20 protein-coding genes, 1 pseudogene and 1 riboswitch are annotated in these 22,482 nt (G+C 31.6%); of the genes and pseudogenes, 2 read left to right on the top strand and 19 right to left on the bottom strand.

Translation table 11 applies throughout. The features are described from left to right. Positions 1-252: 252 nt before the first annotated feature. The 5 genes from tet to ortA form a co-directional block, all read right to left on the bottom strand. Entirely contained in the window at positions 253-2,208 is a 1,956-nt protein-coding gene (gene tet, locus AC0N0V_RS04335) for a tetracycline resistance ribosomal protection protein (RefSeq protein WP_474462330.1), read from the bottom strand. Further along, complete coding sequence (gene tetA(P), locus AC0N0V_RS04330) at positions 2,195-3,460, bottom strand: tetracycline efflux MFS transporter TetA(P) (RefSeq protein ID WP_474462329.1); 1,266 nt, start codon at positions 3,458-3,460, stop codon at positions 2,195-2,197. The genes tet and tetA(P) overlap by 14 nt, the downstream gene beginning before the upstream one ends. A gap of 970 nt (positions 3,461-4,430) precedes the next feature. Beyond that, positions 4,431-5,768: an APC family permease gene (locus AC0N0V_RS04325; RefSeq protein WP_474462328.1), complete on the bottom strand. Its 1,338-nt coding sequence runs from the start codon at positions 5,766-5,768 to the stop codon at positions 4,431-4,433. 29 nt (positions 5,769-5,797) lie between these two features. Further along, on the bottom strand, positions 5,798-7,219 hold the full coding sequence (gene ortB, locus AC0N0V_RS04320) for a 2-amino-4-oxopentanoate thiolase subunit OrtB (RefSeq protein ID WP_474462326.1): 1,422 nt from the start codon (positions 7,217-7,219) through the stop codon (positions 5,798-5,800). Continuing rightward, entirely contained in the window at positions 7,219-7,530 is a 312-nt protein-coding gene (ortA, locus tag AC0N0V_RS04315) for a 2-amino-4-oxopentanoate thiolase subunit OrtA (RefSeq protein WP_474462325.1), read from the bottom strand. The genes ortB and ortA overlap by 1 nt, the downstream gene beginning before the upstream one ends. A gap of 420 nt (positions 7,531-7,950) precedes the next feature. Here ortA and AC0N0V_RS04310 point away from each other — a divergent pair, with 420 nt between their 5' ends. Further along, the gene (locus tag AC0N0V_RS04310) at positions 7,951-9,039 is read left to right on the top strand and encodes a hypothetical protein (RefSeq protein WP_474462324.1); all 1,089 of its coding nucleotides are present in this window, start codon (positions 7,951-7,953) and stop codon (positions 9,037-9,039) included. Positions 9,040-9,087: 48 nt separating this feature from the next. On the opposite strand, the gene AC0N0V_RS04305 is transcribed toward AC0N0V_RS04310, so the two are convergent. The 8 genes from AC0N0V_RS04305 to AC0N0V_RS04270 form a co-directional block, all read right to left on the bottom strand. Then, positions 9,088-9,936 (bottom strand): TPM domain-containing protein, encoded by an 849-nt coding sequence (locus AC0N0V_RS04305; protein WP_474464439.1) that lies wholly within the window; start codon positions 9,934-9,936, stop codon positions 9,088-9,090. Between the two features lie 109 nt (positions 9,937-10,045). Further along, complete coding sequence (locus AC0N0V_RS04300; protein WP_474462323.1) at positions 10,046-10,615, bottom strand: LemA family protein; 570 nt, start codon at positions 10,613-10,615, stop codon at positions 10,046-10,048. A gap of 97 nt (positions 10,616-10,712) precedes the next feature. Further along, the gene (locus AC0N0V_RS04295) at positions 10,713-11,192 is read right to left on the bottom strand and encodes an L-2-amino-thiazoline-4-carboxylic acid hydrolase (RefSeq protein WP_474462322.1); all 480 of its coding nucleotides are present in this window, start codon (positions 11,190-11,192) and stop codon (positions 10,713-10,715) included. A 232-nt stretch (positions 11,193-11,424) separates the two neighbouring features. Continuing rightward, positions 11,425-12,645, bottom strand: coding sequence for an MFS transporter (locus AC0N0V_RS04290; RefSeq protein WP_474462321.1), 1,221 nt, complete (start codon positions 12,643-12,645; stop codon positions 11,425-11,427). Continuing rightward, positions 12,635-13,435 (bottom strand): ABC transporter ATP-binding protein, encoded by an 801-nt coding sequence (locus AC0N0V_RS04285; RefSeq protein WP_474462319.1) that lies wholly within the window; start codon positions 13,433-13,435, stop codon positions 12,635-12,637. The genes AC0N0V_RS04290 and AC0N0V_RS04285 overlap by 11 nt, the downstream gene beginning before the upstream one ends. Continuing rightward, positions 13,436-14,443: a FecCD family ABC transporter permease gene (locus AC0N0V_RS04280; RefSeq protein ID WP_474462317.1), complete on the bottom strand. Its 1,008-nt coding sequence runs from the start codon at positions 14,441-14,443 to the stop codon at positions 13,436-13,438. A gap of 1 nt (position 14,444) precedes the next feature. After that, positions 14,445-15,437, bottom strand: a complete 993-nt coding sequence (locus tag AC0N0V_RS04275) for a FecCD family ABC transporter permease (RefSeq protein WP_474462316.1) — start codon at positions 15,435-15,437, stop codon at positions 14,445-14,447. Next, the gene (locus AC0N0V_RS04270; RefSeq protein WP_474462315.1) at positions 15,424-16,374 is read right to left on the bottom strand and encodes an ABC transporter substrate-binding protein; all 951 of its coding nucleotides are present in this window, start codon (positions 16,372-16,374) and stop codon (positions 15,424-15,426) included. Before AC0N0V_RS04270 ends, AC0N0V_RS04275 begins: the two co-directional genes overlap by 14 nt. A gap of 208 nt (positions 16,375-16,582) precedes the next feature. On the opposite strand from AC0N0V_RS04270, the gene AC0N0V_RS04265 reads away from it, so the two are divergent. Then, the gene (locus AC0N0V_RS04265) at positions 16,583-17,584 is read left to right on the top strand and encodes a helix-turn-helix domain-containing protein (protein WP_474462313.1); all 1,002 of its coding nucleotides are present in this window, start codon (positions 16,583-16,585) and stop codon (positions 17,582-17,584) included. Between the two features lie 153 nt (positions 17,585-17,737). Here the strand turns inward: AC0N0V_RS04265 and AC0N0V_RS04260 are convergent, their stop codons facing one another. From AC0N0V_RS04260 to AC0N0V_RS04235, 6 genes and pseudogenes are all read right to left on the bottom strand, one after another. After that, a complete protein-coding gene (locus tag AC0N0V_RS04260; RefSeq protein WP_474462311.1) occupies positions 17,738-18,070 on the bottom strand; it encodes a hypothetical protein in 333 nt (110 codons plus the stop codon). Next, a pseudogene (locus AC0N0V_RS04255) lies at positions 18,060-18,383 on the bottom strand (GTP-binding protein); the annotation flags it as partial. The gene AC0N0V_RS04260 and the pseudogene AC0N0V_RS04255, both read right to left, overlap by 11 nt. Before the next feature lie 282 nt (positions 18,384-18,665). Further along, entirely contained in the window at positions 18,666-18,992 is a 327-nt protein-coding gene (locus tag AC0N0V_RS04250; protein ID WP_474462310.1) for an ABC transporter permease, read from the bottom strand. Then, positions 18,976-19,998, bottom strand: coding sequence for a hypothetical protein (locus AC0N0V_RS04245; protein ID WP_474462309.1), 1,023 nt, complete (start codon positions 19,996-19,998; stop codon positions 18,976-18,978). The genes AC0N0V_RS04250 and AC0N0V_RS04245 overlap by 17 nt, the downstream gene beginning before the upstream one ends. A gap of 323 nt (positions 19,999-20,321) precedes the next feature. Next, positions 20,322-20,433: riboswitch (SAM riboswitch) on the bottom strand. Between the two features lie 162 nt (positions 20,434-20,595). Further along, positions 20,596-22,035, bottom strand: coding sequence for a MocR-like pyridoxine biosynthesis transcription factor PdxR (gene pdxR / locus AC0N0V_RS04240; protein WP_474462307.1), 1,440 nt, complete (start codon positions 22,033-22,035; stop codon positions 20,596-20,598). A gap of 230 nt (positions 22,036-22,265) precedes the next feature. Further along, positions 22,266-22,472, bottom strand: a complete 207-nt coding sequence (locus AC0N0V_RS04235) for a DUF350 domain-containing protein (protein WP_474462306.1) — start codon at positions 22,470-22,472, stop codon at positions 22,266-22,268. Positions 22,473-22,482: the final 10 nt, after the last annotated feature.

The raw sequence follows: 22,482 nt of genomic DNA, 5'->3' as shown, positions 1-22,482 counted from the left end.
CAAATGAATTTAAATTTACGAATAATCTAAAAAAATTTAATATTGATAGCTTGTCTTCTGACAGGTAGATTTCCTAAAGCAAATATTATATATGTCTAGCAGAAAAGGGCTGTCTTGAAATAGAAATTAATTTCTATTTTAAGATAGTCCCTTTATTATATTATAAAATAAAAGTAGTTCCATTTTGAGTTAACCTTCATATTTGTAATCAGCATATGATGTAAATCCTTAATAATAAGTGTTCCATTGAATTTAATCTCTAATTGCATTTAACTTATGCAGTAAATACTCTTTTTTGTTTAAAGGGTCATATGTTGATTTTTGACGTGTTTTAGCAAATTCAAATGGAACTTCCTTGTATCCAAAAAACTTTGTTAAAAACATACCTTTACCTTCTGTATAGGAAGCTATTTTTAACTTATATTCTTTTGAATTTTCCACAGGAATTAAACCTCTTATTAAAAATTCATCCTTAACAATAGTCGGATTATCAAAAGTTGCTCTCATAGTTTCCAAATCCCAAATAGCTTTACTCAAAACATTTTGAGGTATCCTTAATTCAAACTCATGCAGAGGCTCCAATAAATCAGTTTTAGCCTCATATAATGCCTCCATAAATACCATAGGTGTTACATTTCTAAAGTCTGCTGGAGTGCTGGCTGGACTAAAAAACTCTCCACATGTAAGTGTAACCTTTATATCAGTGACTTCCCAACCAAACAAGCCTTGTTTACTTGTCTTAACAACTGCTTCCTCAATAGCATTTTGGAAAGATTTTGGTAATGATCCTACTGACACATTAGAAATATATTTTAGTCCTTCACCCCTACCTGCAGGTTCTATTTTTAGACCTACTGTTGCCCAGAAAGGATTTAAGCCTTCCTGCATATGCATTATTGACGTACCGACATTTTTAGACGTTTCTTTGTAAATGGTCTGGATATTTGAAAACTCTACTTTAATTCCATAAAAGTCATCTAATATAGAACTTAATATTTCCATCTGAACTTCACCAAATAAGTTAACATAAATCTCTTTATCACCGTCATCCGTACCTAATTCTAATAATGGATCCTCTTCTGTAAGGAAGGTTAATGCCTTAAATAGTTCTCTATTCTCTTCTTTATTAACAGCAGATATATTCGTCTTTAATGTTGGTTTAGCTATAGATATATTTTTAATTCTATTATTTGAAATTCCAATAACATCTCCAACCTGAAAATTCGTTAACCCATATAAGATACCTATATCCCCCTCTTCTATACTGGAGGTTTCAACAAGCTTACCATTTTCTAAACCACTAATTTTCTTCACCTTTTCTACTATATCTTTATTAGGCACTTCAATTCTATCTCTTACAGATATTTTGCCTCCAAATAATCTTACATAAACTTTCTTTTCATTTGTATTCATTCTTTCAATCTTGAACACCACTCCCGATAAATCACCGTTGCTATAATTACTTGCAAATGGTAGGTAGCTACAAATTCCATCTAACAAATCTTTTATGCCAAGACCAACTGACGCTGCACCGAAAAGCACAGAATAGAAACTTCCTCCTCTTGAATACAATGAAAGCTTTTCTTGTATTTCTTTTTTATCATATTCTATTCCGTTAACATATTTCTCTAAAAACACTTCATCTAAATCTGATAAAACATTAATAATATCCTCATTTGTTGTACTTATTTCATCTAAATTATTTAGATATACCTCTCTACTTCCTTCACCATATACCTTCTGTAATCTGACTATTTTATTAGACATTGTCCTTTTTATTTCTTCAAAAACTTTATTACAATTTGCCCCAGCTCTATCTACTTTATTTATAAAAATTATTGTTGGAATTTTTAAAGCCTTTAATGTGTTAAATAGTATTCTCGTCTGTGATTGAATCCCCTCTACTGCAGATATAACTAATATAGCTCCATCTAAAACACTCAAGGAGCGTTCTACCTCAGATACAAAATCTGCATGTCCTGGGGTATCGATAATATTCACTTTAACGCCATTCCAAGTGAAGGATATTGCTGATGATTTTATAGTGATTCCTCTCTTACGTTCAAGCTCCATTGAGTCTGTTTGAGTATTGCCTAAATCCACCCTTCCAACTGTTTTTATAGCTCCACTGTAATATAAGAGATTTTCAGTTGTAGTTGTTTTTCCAGCATCAACGTGAGCCACAATTCCTATATTAATTGTTTTCATATGTATCCTCTCCCCCTCTAGCACTCTTAACATCTTTTTTATCCAGTATCAAAGAGACAATATATAAAACTAACACTGGCGTTACCAATAATGAAGTAGATGCTATACCAATGCTTATAGAAGATTTTGTAGCTATAACCCCAATAATTGGGCCACCTATAATTTGTCCTAAAGCATTGATTTGTCCATTCATAGAAAGTATTGTAGCTCTTGCATTATCATCTATATGATTATTTAGCCATGCATTAAATATAGGATCATTTATAGCTCTAAACAGGTTTGTTGATAAATAAGCTACTAGCATTAAATTAAAGTTTCTTGTAAGTGCGAATGCTAACATGAATGATATATGAAATATATTTGTAATCAATAATATCTTCCCACTCTGATTCTTATCCTCTTCTTCTAGTTTCTTTGCTATAAACTGCATTGCTATGGCACTTAATACCATTCCTACAATACCAAATATACCGAACCAAGTTACAGACTGAAGGTTTCCTAGCTTAGGGAGCGTAGCATCCTGTAGAAAATGTGCATTAGAAAGTCTATCATAGCCTTCGCTAGATAAACCATGAAACAAAGTTACAGAAAGTAGAATCATTATTATAGATTTACTTTTTACAAATTTTAAGCCAGATTTAAAGGTATATCCCATCTTTCTAAAAGTATTTAAATCTTCAGGGGCAGATGGTGTAAAATTGTTCTCTGGCAGATAAAATGCTAAAAATAATGCAAAAATCACAAATAAACATCCACTGATTATAATAGGCAATCTAACAGACAAATTACCTACTATAGTACTTAATATTATCCCGACAACTGCTCCTATTTGGCCTGCTTGTGCTCCTTTTATATATACTCTATCTAAATCTTCACCTTTCTCTTCCTCTGCAATCCATGCCTCAACAGATCCACTGATAAAAGTTGAACCTAATCCCCATATTATCTGTGCTACAAGTACAAAGGCAAAACTAGAACTAGAACCTTCTAAAATAAATCCTAATCCTGTCAAAACCGCACCGATAACAATAGATAGTTTTCGACTATATACGTCTGCAACTATCCCTGTAGGAATTTCAAACAGAAAGCATGCTGCTTCTAACGTAGTCCCAACAAGTATAAGTTGAAGTGGGTTCAAATGAATCGTTTCAATGTGATACACTATCATAACTGTAGCTGCCAATGAAAAACACATTGCTGTAATAGCTGAAAATAATAAATAAATTTTATATGCTGAAAGTTTTTTAACCATTAATTATTCACCATCCTTGTATTATGAAAAAATTTGTTTGTACTTTGTAATCTAGATATCTCAATCATCTTAATAATCTCCTTAAAAAACAAAAAGACCGCAAATGAACATAGGTTCACTTACAGCCTCATAATTATATGACCTAAATATAAACATGAAATATAGGACTTTAATTTATACAACTTATTAATAAGTTATATAAATTAAAATCTTATATCATATTTACAAATGCAGCAAAAATAGGCATAAAAATACCGCGTTTAGAACACGGTTTTCCTATTATGCAAATAAGGTGTAACATGCTCATTTTAATACTGATTATTTTTGAAGTACACAAATAAACATGGTGAACATTAATTTTTCAAAAATTAATTCCACCACGAATAAACCTTGAGTAATTCAAGATTTTTGAACGTACTTGCTAAAAATAATCCTTATTCAGTTAGTTTAGTTAAAAACTACCTCTTTGCGCATATTTACAACACCTTTACATTTATATTTTTTCATGTTTATATTTGAGTCTGTTTATATTATACATAATTTTGGATTTTTTTCAATAGATTTATTTTATCTTAATTATAATACATTACCAATTTCAACTAAAAATCATATCAGATTTCTCGGATGTGCTCGTTATGCGTTCATAAATTTCATTGGTTGATGTAAACCACATGGAAACAATTGCAATAAAAACAAGATTATCTATAGATGAAACAAAAAAGCTAAAGAAGTAACTTGGCTTGTCATTCAAATTTTACCCTGTCTCCACCTATTTCTTCTTAAAAAACAGAATAAAAAACACCATAATTACAACTATGGTTAATATCACAGCTATTATACTGCACATTATTATCATTGCTTTTATCATAAAATCATCTCCATATTTTTAGTAGTAGTATTTTGCGGTGTATTAATATTTAATATACCACAAAATACTAATTAAAAGGAGTTTATTTAAAATTCTATAATCCTATTCATCCTTCATCAAATCATCCTTCTTAATAAACATGTATACAGGCAATCCTATCATAGTAACTCCAAGTCCAAAAATAGCATTTGCAGTCCCAGTCATAAGGGTACTAGCAACAACATACAGTGCTCCGGCTATTCCTATTATAGGAACTATCGGATAGAAAGGAACTTTATACGAATCCTCTGTTATAAGTTCCTTATGATTTTGTCTTAATACAAATACACCAGCTATTCCAAGTATAAAGAATAACCACATAACAAATACTGCTAAGTCGGTTAATGTGTCATAAGACCCTGATAAAGCATATAGGCAAGCTAGTACTGACTCAAATATCATAGCATTAGCAGGTATTGCTTCTTTTTCTGTTAGCTTACCAAAAAACTTCTTAAATACAAATAAATTATCCGCAGCCATAGCATAGGGTATTCTTGCACCTGTCATTATGAAGGCACTTATACATCCAGTTATAGATATTAAAATACCAGTGGCAATTAACTTTTCACCTATTGGTCCAAATAGTATAACTGCTGCATCTGAAGCTGCCTTTTTAGAAACTGCCACATCTGCTACTGGCATAGTGTTGATTATAGCAAGATTAACTCCTAAGTATGCAATAGTTATAATTACAAGTCCAAAAACTATAGCCTTTGGTAAATCCTTTGCAGGATTTTTCATTTCTCCAGCCATATTAGTAACAGCAATCCAACCCTCATATGCAAATAAAACTCCAAGTAATGCTGCTCCAAAACCAGCACCTGTACTTTCTTCAGTAACCATAGGAGTAAAATCATGGACCTTGCCCATAAGAAGTCCAAATACAATTATTACACCTATTGGTACTAATTTACCTATGGTGAACAACCCATTAAATCTTGTTCCAAAACTTGTGGATATTAAGTTAACTATAGTTAGAAAAATTATTATTCCAACAGCCATCCCCTTTTGCTGTCCTGGTGTTAAATCTATGAAACTAGTACATTGAGTTGCAAACACAACAGCAAGTGCTGCATCTATTCCTGGATAGTATATTAATGTCTGCACCCAACCAAGCAAAAATGCCCACTTTTCACCATATAAGTCCTTAAGATATGCAAATAAGCCTCCTGACTTAGGTATAGATGATCCGATTTCTGCTATAGTAAGTGCTCCAGCTACAGTTATTATACAACCAACTATCCAAGCGAGCATTCCAAGACCTGGGGCACCTGCATTCTTGAAAACCTGAGCAGGCTTGAAGAATACACCACTTCCTATAACTACACCAACTACAAGTAAAGTTGCTTGCCCTAGTTTGATATTTCTTTTTAAAACTGGTCCGCTACTATTCCCTTCCATGTTACCCCTCTCAATCAAAATTTATAACTCTATCTTAGTTCTATTCCTAATTCTTTAAGAGTATCTATTACAAATTTTCTATCAGATTTAGTATCCTCTATTAGGAATTGAATGTCTCTTTCATCTGCACTTGTAGCACCAACATGTTTTACTGCATTTTTAATATATGACTTTCTTAATTTAACCATATCCTCAAATCTAGCTTTTATAAAGGATGGATGCTGTGGAAGTATAATATCTTTTCCTGGTATTTCTTCATCAGGATTTCCAAACTTAACTTTTATTCCATTTGATTTAGCAAAGGATAACTGGGCTAATGGATGTTTTCCTGCCCCTGTATATTCCGTTTCTTGCACTACTATAACCTGATCTTCATCCAATTCTCTTGCAAGTGCAAAAGCGGCAGTTAGTGATGTGTTACCTGCTGGACCTCTTTCCATACCCTCAAGAACTGATAAAGCTTCTGTTATATAAAATACCTCTCCCTGTTTCACAGTTAAGAACTCGTCCATATATCTAAGAGTTCTAGCAGCACTTCTTGGTACATCTGAGTGATCTGGATTTGTTGCATAAGGTACTCCAAAACCAGTATGCCCAGTCGTAAAGGATTTTTTATTAAAGTCTCCATCTGATGCCATATGAAGCCCAGATAAGTCAACACTTGCACCATAAGTCTTTGTATTTGTAGCCCCCGCCTTTATAAGTCCTCTTACTGTTCCAGTTAAGTTTCCTCCACCAGCTTGGGTAGCAATTACATAGTCTGGGTCACGTCCAATAAGCTCTCTGCACTGCATTGATATTTCATAGCCTAAAGATTCAACTCCAGCTATGCCATAGGTGGAATAAAGTGAAGCATTAAAATAGCCTGTCTCTTCTAATACTCTTAGATAAGAATAAAAAAGCTCTGGTCCTACTGAAAGTTGAACAACCTCTGCACCTAAAGATTCACATTTCCTCTGCTTTTCTAGTATCTCCGGTTGTCCAATTTTTCTCGAATCAAAGCATTCTTGAACAATTATACAATTTAAATTTCTCATAGCTGCCTGTGATGCTACTGCCGCACCGTAGTTTCCGCTAGTAGCAGCTGCTATCCCTTTGTATCCAAGTTGTTTGGCTTGATAAGCCGAGATTGAAGCTCTCCTATCTTTAAAACTTCCTGAAGGATTACATTGCTCATCCTTTATAAATATTCTTGCACCTTTACCAGAAGGGGCGGTTTTTCTAACTAATGCAGTTAGATTTCTAAGTTCTAAAAGAGGTGTATTTCCAACTCCAACTTCTCTTTGAATTTTTATTATATCCTCTAAGGTATATCCAGTATCATTCATCATTTTTTCATAATCAAAGGCTATTCCGCCGGATTCATATTTAGAATAATCAATTCCAGTAGCTTTTTGCATAATTTCATTATTTCTAGACATTACTGCTGCATAGCTTTTGTCAACATTCATTATCTTTCCCCCTCCTTTACAATACTCCTAACCTGTGCATCAATTTCTAAAAGTTCAGGTACATAATCTTCACCAAAGCTGTGTACATATCTAGGATTTGATTCTACTAGTGCTCCTTCTACCTTTCTTCCTGTTAATGTAGTTACAACTACGTTATCGCCTATTTCTGCATCACTATTTAAGAATCCCTTTATCCACATTTCCAGCGGTACAGCTTTTGTATCCTCTGGAATTTTTCCAGTACGTTCTTCAGGTTTTAATACAATATTATGTATTTGCACCCATTCTCCTTTATTTACTTTTACACCCATTTTTTCTCCCTCCTATTAATGCTTGTGACTTCTAAATACTTAAATCATCATGACAATACTTAGAAATTTACGAGATACATTATATAATTATTCATATTAATCTTATTTATTACATTTTGATTATTATGTATGGTCATTGGTTCATTCGATAGTCGCTTTCACATCGTGCAAGCAGAAAACTAAAACTTTCGATTTTGTGTGAATCACTTTCACAGAGTGTGATGGGAGTATTAGAGCGGGTAGTCATCGGATAAATCTTCATATCAATATTTTATATTAAATCCAATTCTCAAAGCATATGTTTATATTAATAGTGACTATTCAATTTTATAAAAATATATGAACTTAAAATAACTGGGTATGATTTAACTATATTACATTTGACTTTTATTTCAGAAACTTTAATTACGGAGGTAAAATATGAATTTAATAAAAGAAAAGAAGCGTATCTTTTACTACATATTAGCATCGACATTAATTGTTTTTATATTTATAAGCTCTAAATTATTTATAAGCACACCTACTTTTAAAAATGAACTTACAGTAAAGGATAACTTATCAGTTCAATACAATTCTGGATTGCTTATAGGACTTAGAACAGACATTGACAAAAATACATCCACTTATAGAACTCTTTGGATTGCTCCAGATAAGGACAACCATTTAAAAATTATGAAAGAATTAAACTATATACTAGTCCCTCATAAGGATACTTTTTGGCAATTGGAGCCTGTTCACTACAGCTTTACAAATACAGGGGATTCAATTGAATATCCTGTAGCTCATGCTGTTGGCAGCAGTTATACTCCAGAAACCTTTGAATATAAATTTAACACCTACAATAGTAAGTTGAATTTTGTCGATAAAAATCATGTTTCTATAATTACCTACAATAAATTTCATACTAGTAAGAAAACTTCTCATGTTAACAATGACTGCACTGTAGTTGAATTAGAAAAGTTAACATATTATAAGAATACGGAAGATAAGCTTACAATGGAGAATGTATTCAATGACAGATGTACTTCAGTTATTAAAAAAATTAAGAAACAAAAAATAAACTTAGGAGAGAGTCCTGATAATAACAGTATAAATACTACTAATGGGGATAGCTGGACAGTCGGAAGAATGGACGGAAAGTGGGTTGCTCAGATAGCAAAAACCTTTAAATATGGAGAAAAAAATAGTACATATACCTTGTATAATACTCCTCTCGAACTTCCTCAAAGCATAGTTTCATACAATGATTTATGTACTGATTTTGATTCTATAAAAGAAAAATTTCCCTCTGCGAAGGATGGAATATCTTCTCCTGATGAAGATATACTTGGAGTTTTTACAGATAGTAAATTAACTTTTTATCCTTATTCAAAAGGTACTATAGGAACTGCTGCTTTAGATGTTAACTTGAATGAAGGTGAGATTATGATTATGTCTCAATGGACTAACGGAAATTCTGTTGAGAATTGGACAAGAATCTTTGATAAAACTTTGCCTATGATACATTAATTAATCAATTCCTACAGAAGTATTTAGTAATTTCTGTAGGAATTTTTATTACCATCCTCCGGAAGAACCCCCACCGCCTGAGCTTCCTCCGCCAAAACCGCCACCTCCAGAATCTCCACTAGAGCCTCCGCCAAAACCCCCGCCTCCACCTCTTGGACCACCTCGCCAAAAGGAATTCCAAAACATACTGTAAAGCAGAAATCTTGTTACCCTAGCTCTATTAAATATAATATCAATGAGGAATGCACCCAAGATGATATAAATATAAATAGGATTTATTACCTTAACTTCTCTAACCTGTTGTCTTTCAGGAACTTGGATTTTACTTTCTATTGTAACATTATATTCTTTAGCAATATCTGCTGCAAAGATTGAGTATACATTTTTTAAACCTTCTGCATATCGTTCCTGTTTAAAAAGAGGCCTTGCAATATTATCCATAGTCCTAGCTGAATATATATCTGTAATAGCACCCTCCAATCCTCTTCCCACCTCTACTCTCCACTTTCTATCCTGCATGGAGAGCAGTATTAAAAGACCATTATCCTTATCCTTTTGTCCTATTCCCCATGACCTAAAGAGCTCATTAGCGTAGGATTCTATATCTCTGCCTTGGAGAGAATTTATTATTACAATAGTCATTTGCGCACCAGTTTTTTGTTCTAACTCACTGCCAAGTGATACTATGTAATTCTTAGTGTCCTCATCTATAACTCCTACATAATCATTTATATATTTTAAACTTGCTGGTTCAGGTATATTTGATTGACCTTTAACCAAGGAAGGTATTGATACTATTAATATTAAAACAAATGTCAGTATACCTACAGATAGTTTGTTTTTAAATAGACTATACTTAAAAACACTATCTGTAAACTTACTAATTCTATTTACCATTTCTTCAACCATTTAATAACATTCACAATTCTACTCTTATAACATTTAAAGATAGTGTTAAATTTAATCTTATATCTTAAAAAATCAAGAGCTAAATCATGAAATATTATTATTTAGTGAAATCCACCTTTGGAACTTCTTTTGCACCTTCACTTGCTTTATAATAAGGCTTTTGTTCGAATCTAAAAATACCTGAAATTATTGAGTTTGGAAATTTTCTTATTGTAGTGTTATAGTTTGTTACAACATTGTTATAATCCTGTCTTGCAATAGCTATTCTGTTTTCAGTACCTTCTAAAGCTACTGATAAGTCCCTAAAGTTCTGGTTTGACTTTAAATCTGGATATCTCTCAACTACAACAAGTAATCTACTTAAAGCTGATGAAAGATCCGCATCTGCATTTGCCTTATCCTGAACATTTTGCGCTCCTCCAAGCTTTGCTCTAGCATTTGCAATATCAGTAAATATTTTTTGCTCCTGTGATGCATACCCTTTAACAGTTTGCACTAGGTTAGGAATTAAATCTGATCTTCTCTGAAGATTAGTGTCTATATTTGAGGACGCTGCCTCTACTTTTTGCTCCAGAGTTACCATTGAGTTGTAGCTTCCTATTAAAGGAAAAACTAAAACTATAATTACCCCTATTATAATCAATACTGTTTTTAGTCCCTTTTTCATATTTTCACCACCATAAAAAATTACTAGTATACTTATTTTTAGGATTTTGAAAATAAATATACTAGATTAAAAATTATATTCAACTATTAGCACATATCTACTTTTTTGTGAAAACTAACTGACAGTAATCATCACCTTCACTTAAAAGCTTTGGAAACTCTAGTTTTAATTCTGGTGAACAGCTTACTATACCTAAATCACTGTTTCTTGCAAGTTTGCATAGTAAGGCTATTTCTTCTTTACTACAGCCTAGTTTTTTCCATGCCTCAACTATTGCACAATATTTAAAGTTTAGAACCGCTTTATTTTCATCAATTTGTACTCTATCTATGTCATATATGTTCTTTGAATGCCCACTTGATAGCTTTATTGCAAGGTCTCCTGGAGTTTTAGCTTCTCCTATAGCTCTACCCTTCATTACCCCAAATTCAGTAATAGCTTCCTCTGCCATTTTTTCTATATTTACTCCCTGCTTCTTAGCAGCCTTTAAAAGTAAGTAAAACCATGTTCCCCTATCTTCCATAGCTATTCTAAAGGCCTCTGTCAATTCTTTTTCTGTGTATAACTTTTCTTCCATGCATCTATCCCCCTATTCTATTAAACAATATATTTATATTATTTAATTTTCAAATTATTATTAGTATTTTCATAAATGGCTATCTAAAAATATGATGATGAACATAAAAAAAACCCATACTGTAGTATCACCGAGGAGGGTATAGAAACTACAAAATGGATTAATTTTTAAAAAATAACTGTAATTTTACGTAAGGATATCTTTTTAGCCATCCTTTAGAGAAGCCTTTTATTTAAATTTTTCTAACATTCCATTTTATAAAACTAACTACTCCTATACTAAAAATAAAAGTTAACATTAGGATATTGAAAAGACTTAGATTAAGATTTATTAGTTGTCCATATATTAATTGACCAGGTGCAACACTTGCTGTAGCAACTGCAGTTGAAAAAGCACTAACCTTTCCCAGCATATCTTCTTTTACCTCTTGTTGAATGTAGGTTAAAGAGAGAATATTAGATAAAGCTAAAGATAACATTATTCCAAGGCCTCCTATAGAATAAAGTCCTAAAATAACAAATTTGTTTTCCATCTTTAAGTAAGTAGCTATGCCCATAGTTATCATAGCTATTACCATTGGATACATAGTTCTGTGTATTTCTTTCATTTTGAACAATTTAGGCATAAAGGTTATAAGCATACCTCCTATTATCATTCCTAAAATAAATATAGCTTCTATACAACCATATATACTGGAAGGCATGTTCAATTTTACATTAATAAAATAAGGAGATACAACACTTAAAACCGGTACCACAAGGATATTAGTCAATGCATAGGAAAATATAATTCCTAAAACAATTTTCTTTTTATCTTTCAAATATATAAAGCTTCTTTTCATTTCTTTAATGGATTCTAAAAGAGGATTCTTAAATTTCCCTTTTACTTCTAAATTCGGAATGTCCAAAAACAGTTCTAAAATAGCTGCTACTAAAAAGCTGACGGCATTCAATATTACTATAATTTTTATTCCAACAAACCCATATAATAATCCGCCAATTATGGGCCCCGCTAGGTTAACTATATAGCCAACCTGTTGAATTATTCCATTTGCAGACGCTAATTTTTCTCTTTCCACAATTTGTGGAATGCAAGCTGTAACAGAAGGGCTATATAAAGTATAAATAGTGGATAGCATAAACATTACAACTGCTACTATTGTGGTGTTATCTCTTCCACTTATTATTATTATTGAATACACAGCCATTAAAGCGCTACTTAAAAAATCAAGATAAACCATTATTTTTTTTCTATTTACTGTGTCTGCCAGTAGTCCTGCAATTGGTGCAAATAATATGTATGGAGTGGTTGATATTGCCAATATTCCTGAAAAAATTGCAGCACTTCCCGTTAAATCTAAAATATATAAGGACATACAAAATCTTTGAATTGCATTTCCAAATAAAGATATTATCTGTCCAATAATCACTATAATAAAGCTTTTATTTTTCATTGTGCCCTCTTATAAGTTCATAATCTATGCAAATTGGATAGTTTTTACTTTCACTTAATTGTAATCTAACGTCTATTCCATAAATTTCTTTTAAACTTTCTTTTGTTATAACTTCCTTTGGAATACCCTCACAAATAATCTTTCCCTTTTTTAGACCAATGATATTACTGGCAAATCTGCAAGCATTGTTTAGTTCATGAAGAACTATAACAACGGTAATATTCTTTTGTTTATTTAGTCTCTCTAACACTTCCAGTACTTCCAGTTGGTACGACATATCTAAATAAGTTGTTGGCTCATCTAACATAATTATGTCTGTTTCTTGTGCTAGGGTCATTGCAATCCAGGCTCTTTGTCTTTGTCCTCCAGATAGATTTTCTACTTCTCTATCTGCAAAACCATTAAGCCCTGTTTCCTCAATTGCCCACTCTATAATTTCTTTATCATGGCTGTTAAGTCCACCTATCATTCTTTGATGCGGGAATCTACCATAAGTAACTAACTCTTTAACTGTAATCCCACTTGGACAAATCGGTCCTTGAGGTAAAAAGGCAACTTGAGTTGCTATATATTTTTCTTTTTGATTTTTGATGTTTTTTTCATTTATAAAAATTTCACCACTTTTAGGCTTTTCAATCCTCGCTATAGTTTTTAGCAAAGTTGATTTTCCACATCCATTTGCACCTATAATAATACTTATTTCACCTTTGGGAATTGAAAGATTCATATTATCTATTATTAAATTATCTTCATAGGCTACGGATAAATTTTTTACACTAATAGCTTCCATCTATTTCTCCTTCATCATTAAATAAATAAAATATGGTACTCCAAATACTGAAATTGTAATCCCTACTGGTATTTCAATTGGAGAAAATAAATTTCTAGAGACTGCGTCTGCAAATAAAATTATTACTACACTTATAACTGCAGATATTGTCAGAAAGTTTTTATGATAAGGCCCCACTAACTTTCTTGCCATGTGGGGACAGATTAATCCAATAAAGCCAACATTTCCAGCAAAGGCTGTAGCACCGCCAGCAAGAATAACCGCATAGGTTAAAAACTTTTTTCTTTCCTTATTTAAGTTTAAACCAAGAGAAATTACATGTTCATCAGATAAATTAAGAACATCTAACTTTTTATTATTTAAAAATATTAAGATAAACATCAAAGCAACTAACGGAACTATTATTTTGGCATAGCTCCAGCCTGACCCCCAAAGACTTCCAGAAATCCAAACTAGCACTCTGTTATAATCACTAGCTCCACCTCTAAAAGTAAAGAAAGTAATAAAAGCATTTAGCCCTGCGTTTATTCCAAGTCCAATAAGCAGTAATCTCTTTGGTCTAATTCTATTTCTACTTGATAAGAAGTAAAGCGCAGAGGCTGAGATTCCTGCACCTAAAATAGCCATAAAAGGTAGTACATAAACAGATAAGGTTCCAAGCTCACTATAATAATTTGTAGTTTTCAATGAAATAAAAATAACTGCCGCCACTGCTGCTCCTGCATTGATACCAATTATCCCAGAATCAGCTAATTCATTTTTTGTTATAGTCTGTAACAATGCACCTGCTGTGGATAAGGCTATACCAACTGAAATTCCAACTAACATCCTCGGAATCCTAAGGTCTAAAAGCGCTGCCTTTTGAATTCTTGTTCCTTGACCTAATAAAGTTTTTATAATATCTATTGGCGATATTTTATAAGATCCCCAACCTAAATATAAGATAAAAGACATAAATAACAAACTGAATAATATTAAGACTACCATATTAAAGCTTCTTTTTTTCATATTAGCCTTTCTCCTTTCTTGCTACAGCTATAAAGAACGGAACTCCTATTAAGGCTGTAAATATTCCGATTGGAGTTTCATAGGGATTATAAACCATTCTTGCAGCAATATCAGAATAGGTTAAAAGTACTGCACCTAATAAAAAAGAAGAAGGTATGCTTTTCCTATAATCTTCTCCTAACATTTTTCTTACTATTTGTGGAACTATAAGCCCAACAAAGCCAATATTTTTACCAACAGCAACTGCTGCTGCACACATTGGTATCATAACAAGTAAAGTTATTAATCTTATTCTTTCTGGATTTTCGCCTAAGCTTATTGCCACATCGTCCCCTAAGCTAAGTACATTTATTTTCTTTGAAAGTAAGATAGCTATTATTAAACCTGATATCCCAACTACTGCAACTAATTTAAAATCTGACCAGGATACATTTCTAAAACCTCCAGCTACCCAAAATGCAATAAATTGAGATTTATTTGATAAAAGTCCTACAATAGTTGTTAGTGAAATAAAGAAGGTACTCATAGCAGTACCTGCCAAAAGTATTTTTGTAATTGAGCTATTATTTGCTTTTTTTGATATAAACCCTATTACTATAATTCCGCTAAATATTGCTCCAATTAATGAAGCTATCATAACATTTGCGGTGTTTATTGAAATCTGAGTAGCATAAAATATTGCAACAACTAATGTAGCTCCTTGACTTACTCCAAGAAGGGAAGGTTCTGCTATTGGATTTCGTGTAACTCCTTGAATCATAGCCCCTGTTACCCCCAAAATTCCTCCAGTGAGCAATACACAGAGAGCTCTTGGAATACGCACATCTCTAATTAACACAAGTTCAAGCTTTTCACTATAGTTAAAAATACTATGCCATATTTCTGAAATTCCAATATGGACAGCTCCTAGACTTATGGCTAGGAACAATCCAATTATTAGAATAAAAATACTACAAACTGTAAAAGTTATTGTACTTTTATTATTTTTTTTCATTTAACATCTCCACTATTTCATCTAAAAGTTTTTCTCTACCAATTGAACTATATCCTTGTGTGAAGTAAGGAGAAGAAGGTAATTTTGTAATTTTACCTGCCTTTACAGCAGGAAGGCTGTTCCATATTGCATTTCCTTCAAGAACCTTTAAATCTTCATCCGTTCCAATAACAAATATATGATCTGCCTTTATTTTTGCTAGTCCCTCATAAGTTGCAACTGGTAAACTTATATCTTTTTGTTCAGGCATACCTTCAGGTTTACTTAAGCCCATATCTTTATATAAAACGCTGCCGAATCCAGATCCATCGAATACATAAAATTGGCCGGCACTAGCTAGGAAAGATAAGTAAGTTGTATCTTTATCCTGAACTCCTTTAATTTTATTTTCAGCTTCTTTTGCTTTTTTATTATAGTTTACAAGCCAAGTATTTGCAGCATCTTCTTTATTAAAGACTTTTGCTAAAGCTTTAACATCTTCCTTCCAGTCTAATGCTTGTAGTTTAACCATAACTGTTGGAGCAATCTTGCTTAATTGATCGTACATTTTCTCTTGTACTGTTGAAATTATAATCAGGTCAGGATTTAAATTCATTATTGCTTCAATATCCATGGTATCTTGCATGTTATAGCCTAATATTTTGGCACCTTTTAATGTATCTTGTAAATATGTAGGAAGTTTTTTATAATCATAAGCATCACTGTTGGCAGTTCCTATTACCTTATATCCTAAAATAGATAAAATATCGCTATTACCGCTTAAATCCACTATTCTTTCAGGTTTTTCTGGTATTTCAACATCTCCTTTAACATCCGTTACTTTAATCATCTTCTTTTCTTCTTTTACTGTGGAAGTATTTATGTTTGTACAACCAACAAAAATCACAGATGTTATACAAATCGCTAAAAGCTTTTTCAATATAGAATTTTTTTTCATCTTATATCTTCCTTTCAAAACTTAAATTCTATTTATTCTCAACAAAGTCAATTGTATATGATTTTCATTCTCAATTCAATATTTGCACCTTATTTAATTATTTTTGCATCTTAATTAATTATTCTTCTTGTATTATTGCTGATTATTTTATATAATTTTATTCATAATTTAACACTTTAAGTTGGAACTCTATAAAAGGAGGCTTTTTATGATAGTAAAATCCAATGAAGAATTCAAATCTGTAGTTTTAAAGAAATTATATTTCAGTAAAATTGAAAATGAAAACTATACTTTATATACAAACAAAAGCAATCCTGAATTTGGTTACTTAATTAGTTATTCAAGAAGTGGTTATTATAATTTAGGTATAGCAGATTATACTATTTCTGAGGATTTTTCTTTATCTTTTGATAATCCTGAACTTTTAATGCGTTTTGGTCTAGTTTACAAGGGAGTTACAGAATTTAAAATTGAAAATACCCCTGTATCTTCTTTCACACCTTCCTCCTTCTTTGTCATTGAAAAAGACCTAAAAGGGAAACAAAACTGGAAAAAAGGTCAACATTATCATGGAACTGAAATAACTATATACGAAAGATATTTTACTGATATAATAAGACCTAACTTTCCAAATGTAATGGATTTTGATTCTTTGATTAAAAATTATACTTATACTTATCTGCCCCTAGAAATTGTAGGAATTATTCATCAGTTACAAAGCTTAGCTAATGAAAATTCTTTAAACAGCATTTACTTGGAAGCTAAAATCTTAGAGTGTATAGCAATTTTAATAAATGAGGTTTCCAAATCTCCTGAAAATGCTTTTGCTAACCAAATTGACTATGGAAATATTAATATTGGCAATAACAGAATAATAAAACTAACTTCCTCTGATATCCGTGCTATTCAAAAGACTCATGATATTTTATCTAAAAACTACAGTAATCCTCCAAGTATAGAAGCACTAAGCAAGATAGTGTTTTTAAATGAACAAAAGTTAAAGGCAGGATTTTCAAAACATTATCATATGTCCATTGGTGAATATACAAATCACATTAGAATGACTGTTGCTGCAAATCTTTTATCAACTACAGATTTAAGTATTGAGGATATCGCCAACAAAGTTGGTTATAATTATTCTGCAAATTTTTCTAAAATGTTTAAAAAGACTTACGGAAAGACTCCATTAAAATTTAGAAAAACAAAATAAAGAAGATTTTAGAATAGTAATTAACTTTCTAAAAATCTTCTTTTTTATAAAACTAAATATAACGTAATTGCTAAGCCCTCTAAAAAATTCCACCAATTTTGCTACTGTCTCAGCCTTATTAGGCTAACTTTTTTCATTTGTTAACAACTATATTTAACAGTAGTTACTGTTAAATATTATTTTTCTATAAGTTTCTAGGCTAACCCATTTATTTAAAAATTCCACTTCATTTAATTGTTTATATTCATTTAGGAATTTTAAAGTTTCCTCATCTGAATCCACTTTTACAGCAAATCCTCTACCGTTAACAATTGGGACTCCTGTGTACTTATATTCATCTATTGACTGAATCTCAATGATCATCTTATCACGTACTTTAATTGTCACCCAATCACGAAGAACTAAAATGTCAATATTATCTGGATAATGATAGCTCTCACCTTTAACTGGAATCTCATCGCCTACTGTATAAGAAAGAAAGTTCATTTTCTAATTCTCTAATTTGTTCTTCAATCTTCAGGAATCTTTCCTGATCATATCCGATTAAATCCATCTTATTAACAGCAAATATAAGATGTTTTATACCTATTAAAGAACAGATTCTTGCGTGTATTCTTGTTTGAACAAGTACTCCTTGCTTTGCATCTACTAGTATGATAGCAAGATTTGCAAAGGATGCACCAACTGCCATATTTCTAGTATATTCTTCACGGCCTGGTGTATCAGCTACGATAAAGCCTCGTCTATCTGTTGTAAGATAATGATATGCTACATCAATTGTAATCCTCTGCTCACACTCTCTCCTTTGTGAACTTTAGTGTTATATAGCTTCTGCTTCCAATTTATCAAGATGTGATAATTCACTCATTATTTATTCCTCCCGCTATATCTATGTACTTTAAAACTATAGAATTCTGATTTGAAGAGTAACTTTACATAGAGGGATATATTAGTAATTATGAAGTATATTTAAATACTTTTTTATGAGTCTTAGCTTTTTCTTCTATCTGAGCTTTAGACGAATTAAAAGTATTTATAGTGCAGAAGAATTACTAGTATATCCCGGCGGATAAGTTACACTTTAAGCTTTTCCTAATCCATTCATAGAAGAAGCTATCATTTCCCCGGCAATTAGCCCTCTCCAAGCAAAAGCCCATCCTTGTTTTACTCCACCTACAATAACTGGAATAGCTGCTGGAAAAATTACCTCTTTATATAATGTATAGCCTTTAGCTCCCGTCATCTCGGCTACTCTTATATAATTAGGATTTAAATTTTTAATGCCACTTTCTATTGACATAGATACAGCAAACACTGAACCTATTATTAAATCTATATTTCTAAGTATTTCAAATTCCTTATTAGCTCCCTTGTATCTTTTACTTACACCCTCAATTCTTAGAGTCACCCCGTCCCCCTCCTAAACCTTTATGATGAATATAAACTGAATAATATCCTAATTGCTTTTGTGCAAATAACATATTTTTATATTGCTTGTTAACTTCAAGAGTTTGATTTACTTCTTCCGCTGTTTGTATAGGATCTTGCTCAATTCGTATATCTTCTTCATCTACTCTGAAATCTAAGTTTACCTCTGCTTTAACCTTTGCAACCTGTGAGTTAAATAACTCAAGGAATTTTTCTTCTCCTAATCTATGCACAATATATCTAATTCTAGCTTGATGTCTATTTGTTCTGTCTCCTTCTTGCTCAAAGACTTCTTTCATAGCCTGTGCATAATATAAAATATCTTTATCCTCTATGAAATCTGCAAGTTTTAAGGACATTCTAGGTCTTCCACCGAAACCTCCTCCTCCATAAACTTCAAAGCCTTCTACACCATTATTTATCTTAGCTATAAAACCTAAATCAGCCATAGTAGCATTTCCAGTATCCTCCGGAGTATTTGAGAAAGCTATCTTATATTTTCTTGGAAGCTGAAGAGCAGCAGGGTTTTTCATTAGGTGATTTATAACCGCTTTTACATAAGGAGTTACATCAAAAACTTCATCTATTGCTACTCCAGAAAGCGGTGAACATCCCACGTTTCTCACTGTGTCTCCACAAGCTCCTTTTGTAGTTATATCAACCTTTATAACATCTTTCATGATGTTATATATACTGCTCATTGGTAATGCTTGAAACTGAATATCCTGTCTAGTGGTGAAATGTATTTTTTTATGTCCATGTTTTTTGGACGCTTCACTTATAGCATGGAGCTGATTTAGCTCTATAACTCCACCTGTAGCTCTTAACCTTACCATATACGTGCCTTTAACTCTTTGTTTATAAACACCCATCGCAACAATACGTTTTCTGTATTCAGCAACGTCTAGTTCATCCCTATCACATAATTCAGCATTTACTTTAAATTCCTCAATACTTTTTAAAATTTCTTCTGTTATTTTGATCATCTTTATTCACCTTTCTTTAAATAATTACTTGTTTTACTAATTCTTAGTTATACAGTGATAAAGTAAAATGGTTGCTTAAATACATATTATCAAACTGCAAAACTTATTAGGTTATCCTTGAAACTGAATTTTCAATAAATTATAATTGCAATAACACTCATACGTTATAACTTTCTACTTTCATCTGTATTAACTAAGTTTTATTTTGCTGGAAATACCAAGACTTGAAAAAACATAAAATAAAAGGCTATTTTTCTTCAACATAAGAAAAACAGCCTTTTGTTTTAAGTTAGAATTATATCTAATCTTAAAATAAACTATCTTTCTTATCTACCAGGATATAATATCCTGTAGGAATTGACACCGATACATTTAAATAAAAATGCCGGTTGTCGGGTTTCATAGGGCCAGTCCCTCCACCACTCTGGATAAGAATACGAATATAACATATTGTGCATAATTATTCATTTTTCATATCATACTACACTTGAATTCCAGATTTGTCAACCATTTTTATTATCGAAAATCCTCGCCTCTATAGTAATAGTATTAAACTATTAATTTAATAACACCTGAATTAAGTTACAGATATTGATTTTAACGAAATTTCTCTATAGCACTTCCTATTATTTCAAACCCTCTTTCTATCTCCTCTATACTCACTCTTGAAAATCCAAGCCTTAAAGTATCAGATCCTTCACCATTTGTATAAAAAATATCTCCTGGAGTAAAGATAACTCCCTCTTCACAGCATTTGTCTAAAAGTTCTCTTGAACTTACTCCCTTTAATTTTATAAATATATGGAGTCCCCCTTCACCCATTATCTCTTTGCAAGGAATATATTTCTTAGCACATTCTAAAGCAAATTCATACTTTTCTCTATAGACTTTTCTTGCTTTTTTAATATACTTTTCAAAACTTCCACTTTGAAGATAATCGAAGAAGATTGCCTGATCCAAAGATGAAGTATGTATATTTCTACTTCTTTTTATGCTTTCTAAATATCCTATAAGCTTTTTATCCGCTAAAATCCATCCAACTCTTATACCTGGAAATAATATCTTAGAAAAACTACCTATGTATATTACACTATTTCCATTTCCACTAAGAGCTGCTATAGGAGAAACATGAGTACCAGAATATCTTAACTCTTCATTAAAGCCATCCTCAACTATAGGTATGTTGTGCTCTTTTAATATTCTATAAAGCTCTACTCTCTTTTCTGCAGACATCACAAGACCAGTAGGATTGTGATAGGATGGAATAAAATATGATAGCTTAAACTTTTCCTTTACTATTTCTCCTTTTAATGCATCTAAGCTTATACCATTCTTATCCATTTTTATCCCTTTAATATTTAATCCATGCAGTTTCATTATTTTAATTGCTGTATTATGGGTTGGATTCTCACAAAGTATACTTTCTCCTTTTTTTGTAAGACAAGATAGCACCAAATCGAATCCTTCTGTAAAACCATTAGTTATGAGTATTTCTTTACCTTCTAAATGCACCCCTTTATTCTTCATATATTTAAGTAGGTATTGTATTAAAGGTTTATAACCTCTTGCATAACCATAATTTAAAATTTTATCTCCTTCAATGGAAATTCTATTTAAGAAGGCCTTTTTAAATTCCTCCACATCGAATAAACTTTCATCTGGAGCTATACTTTTAAAGGATATCATCCCTTTCTTCCATTTCAGCTCATGCTTTACAATATCCAGTTCTTCCGAATCCTTTCCATAGTCTGTTACTTGTGAATTCCAATCCACTTTCCATTCTTCCTCAAAACTTATATTTACATCTGATACAAAGGCTCCTTTTCCTTTTTCCATATATATAAAACCTTCATCCTGTAAAAATTCATATGCTGCTATTATTGTATTTCTACTTACATTTAATATTGAAGATAGCTCTCTCGTAGGTGGAAGTTTCTCATTTTGTCTAAGCATTCCACTTAAAATCATATCTTTTATGTAGTCTTTTATTTGTATATAAACAGGTGTGTCTTTATCTAATTTTATATCAAATAACATAGTCCTATATCACCTCAAATATATTGTACTATAATGTGTTGAACTTTATGGAGAAAATCAGTAAGTATTTGTTTTAAAATTTATAAAGAAACATTGCAAACATGGTAATGGACTATACTATAAACATAAAAAGCTTACTTATTATTTTTAGTTAAAAATACCATTGATAATATAATAATTTTTCTACAAAAGAAGAAGCTACAAGATTAGCTTCTTCTTTTACAGTTTTTCTAAAAAATTGCACTAGCAATTATAATAGAAATCGATAGCATGTAAAACCCTATTACTGTTGCCACAGCTTTATTTCCCTTTAGCAGTTCTTCCATAAAATCAATCCTTTTTAGTATTTTATCAATAACAACTAACGAAAGAAATAAAAGTACTGTTCCTAAAACTCCATATACAACACTTAGACTAATTCCTTGTAGTAAACCCATTTACCAATTC

It is taken from the genome of Clostridium sp. CS1-1 (assembly GCF_056135525.1).
Note: the sequence above shows the minus strand (reverse complement) of the source record. Positions and strands in the feature narration are given on the sequence as shown.

What these genes read in the sequence shown, in the direction of transcription:
- AC0N0V_RS04325 (WP_474462328.1), bottom strand. Translation starts at nt 5,768, where the DNA reads ATGGAAGGGAATAGTAGCGGACCAGTTTTAAAAAGAAATATCAAACTA.
- AC0N0V_RS04235 (WP_474462306.1), bottom strand. Translation starts at nt 22,472, where the DNA reads ATGGGTTTACTACAAGGAATTAGTCTAAGTGTTGTATATGGAGTTTTA.
- AC0N0V_RS04270 (WP_474462315.1), bottom strand. Translation starts at nt 16,374, where the DNA reads ATGAAAAAAAATTCTATATTGAAAAAGCTTTTAGCGATTTGTATAACA.
- ortB (WP_474462326.1), bottom strand. Translation starts at nt 7,219, where the DNA reads ATGAATGTTGACAAAAGCTATGCAGCAGTAATGTCTAGAAATAATGAA.
- AC0N0V_RS04260 (WP_474462311.1), bottom strand. Translation starts at nt 18,070, where the DNA reads ATGAACTTTCTTTCTTATACAGTAGGCGATGAGATTCCAGTTAAAGGT.
- AC0N0V_RS04280 (WP_474462317.1), bottom strand. Translation starts at nt 14,443, where the DNA reads ATGAAAAAAAGAAGCTTTAATATGGTAGTCTTAATATTATTCAGTTTG.
- AC0N0V_RS04265 (WP_474462313.1), top strand. Translation starts at nt 16,583, where the DNA reads ATGATAGTAAAATCCAATGAAGAATTCAAATCTGTAGTTTTAAAGAAA.
- pdxR (WP_474462307.1), bottom strand. Translation starts at nt 22,035, where the DNA reads ATGTTATTTGATATAAAATTAGATAAAGACACACCTGTTTATATACAA.
- AC0N0V_RS04245 (WP_474462309.1), bottom strand. Translation starts at nt 19,998, where the DNA reads ATGATCAAAATAACAGAAGAAATTTTAAAAAGTATTGAGGAATTTAAA.
- AC0N0V_RS04285 (WP_474462319.1), bottom strand. Translation starts at nt 13,435, where the DNA reads ATGGAAGCTATTAGTGTAAAAAATTTATCCGTAGCCTATGAAGATAAT.
- AC0N0V_RS04300 (WP_474462323.1), bottom strand. Translation starts at nt 10,615, where the DNA reads ATGAAAAAGGGACTAAAAACAGTATTGATTATAATAGGGGTAATTATA.
- AC0N0V_RS04305 (WP_474464439.1), bottom strand. Translation starts at nt 9,936, where the DNA reads ATGGTAAATAGAATTAGTAAGTTTACAGATAGTGTTTTTAAGTATAGT.
- tet (WP_474462330.1), bottom strand. Translation starts at nt 2,208, where the DNA reads ATGAAAACAATTAATATAGGAATTGTGGCTCACGTTGATGCTGGAAAA.
- AC0N0V_RS04290 (WP_474462321.1), bottom strand. Translation starts at nt 12,645, where the DNA reads ATGAAAAATAAAAGCTTTATTATAGTGATTATTGGACAGATAATATCT.
- AC0N0V_RS04295 (WP_474462322.1), bottom strand. Translation starts at nt 11,192, where the DNA reads ATGGAAGAAAAGTTATACACAGAAAAAGAATTGACAGAGGCCTTTAGA.
- ortA (WP_474462325.1), bottom strand. Translation starts at nt 7,530, where the DNA reads ATGGGTGTAAAAGTAAATAAAGGAGAATGGGTGCAAATACATAATATT.
- AC0N0V_RS04310 (WP_474462324.1), top strand. Translation starts at nt 7,951, where the DNA reads ATGAATTTAATAAAAGAAAAGAAGCGTATCTTTTACTACATATTAGCA.
- AC0N0V_RS04275 (WP_474462316.1), bottom strand. Translation starts at nt 15,437, where the DNA reads ATGAAAAAAAATAATAAAAGTACAATAACTTTTACAGTTTGTAGTATT.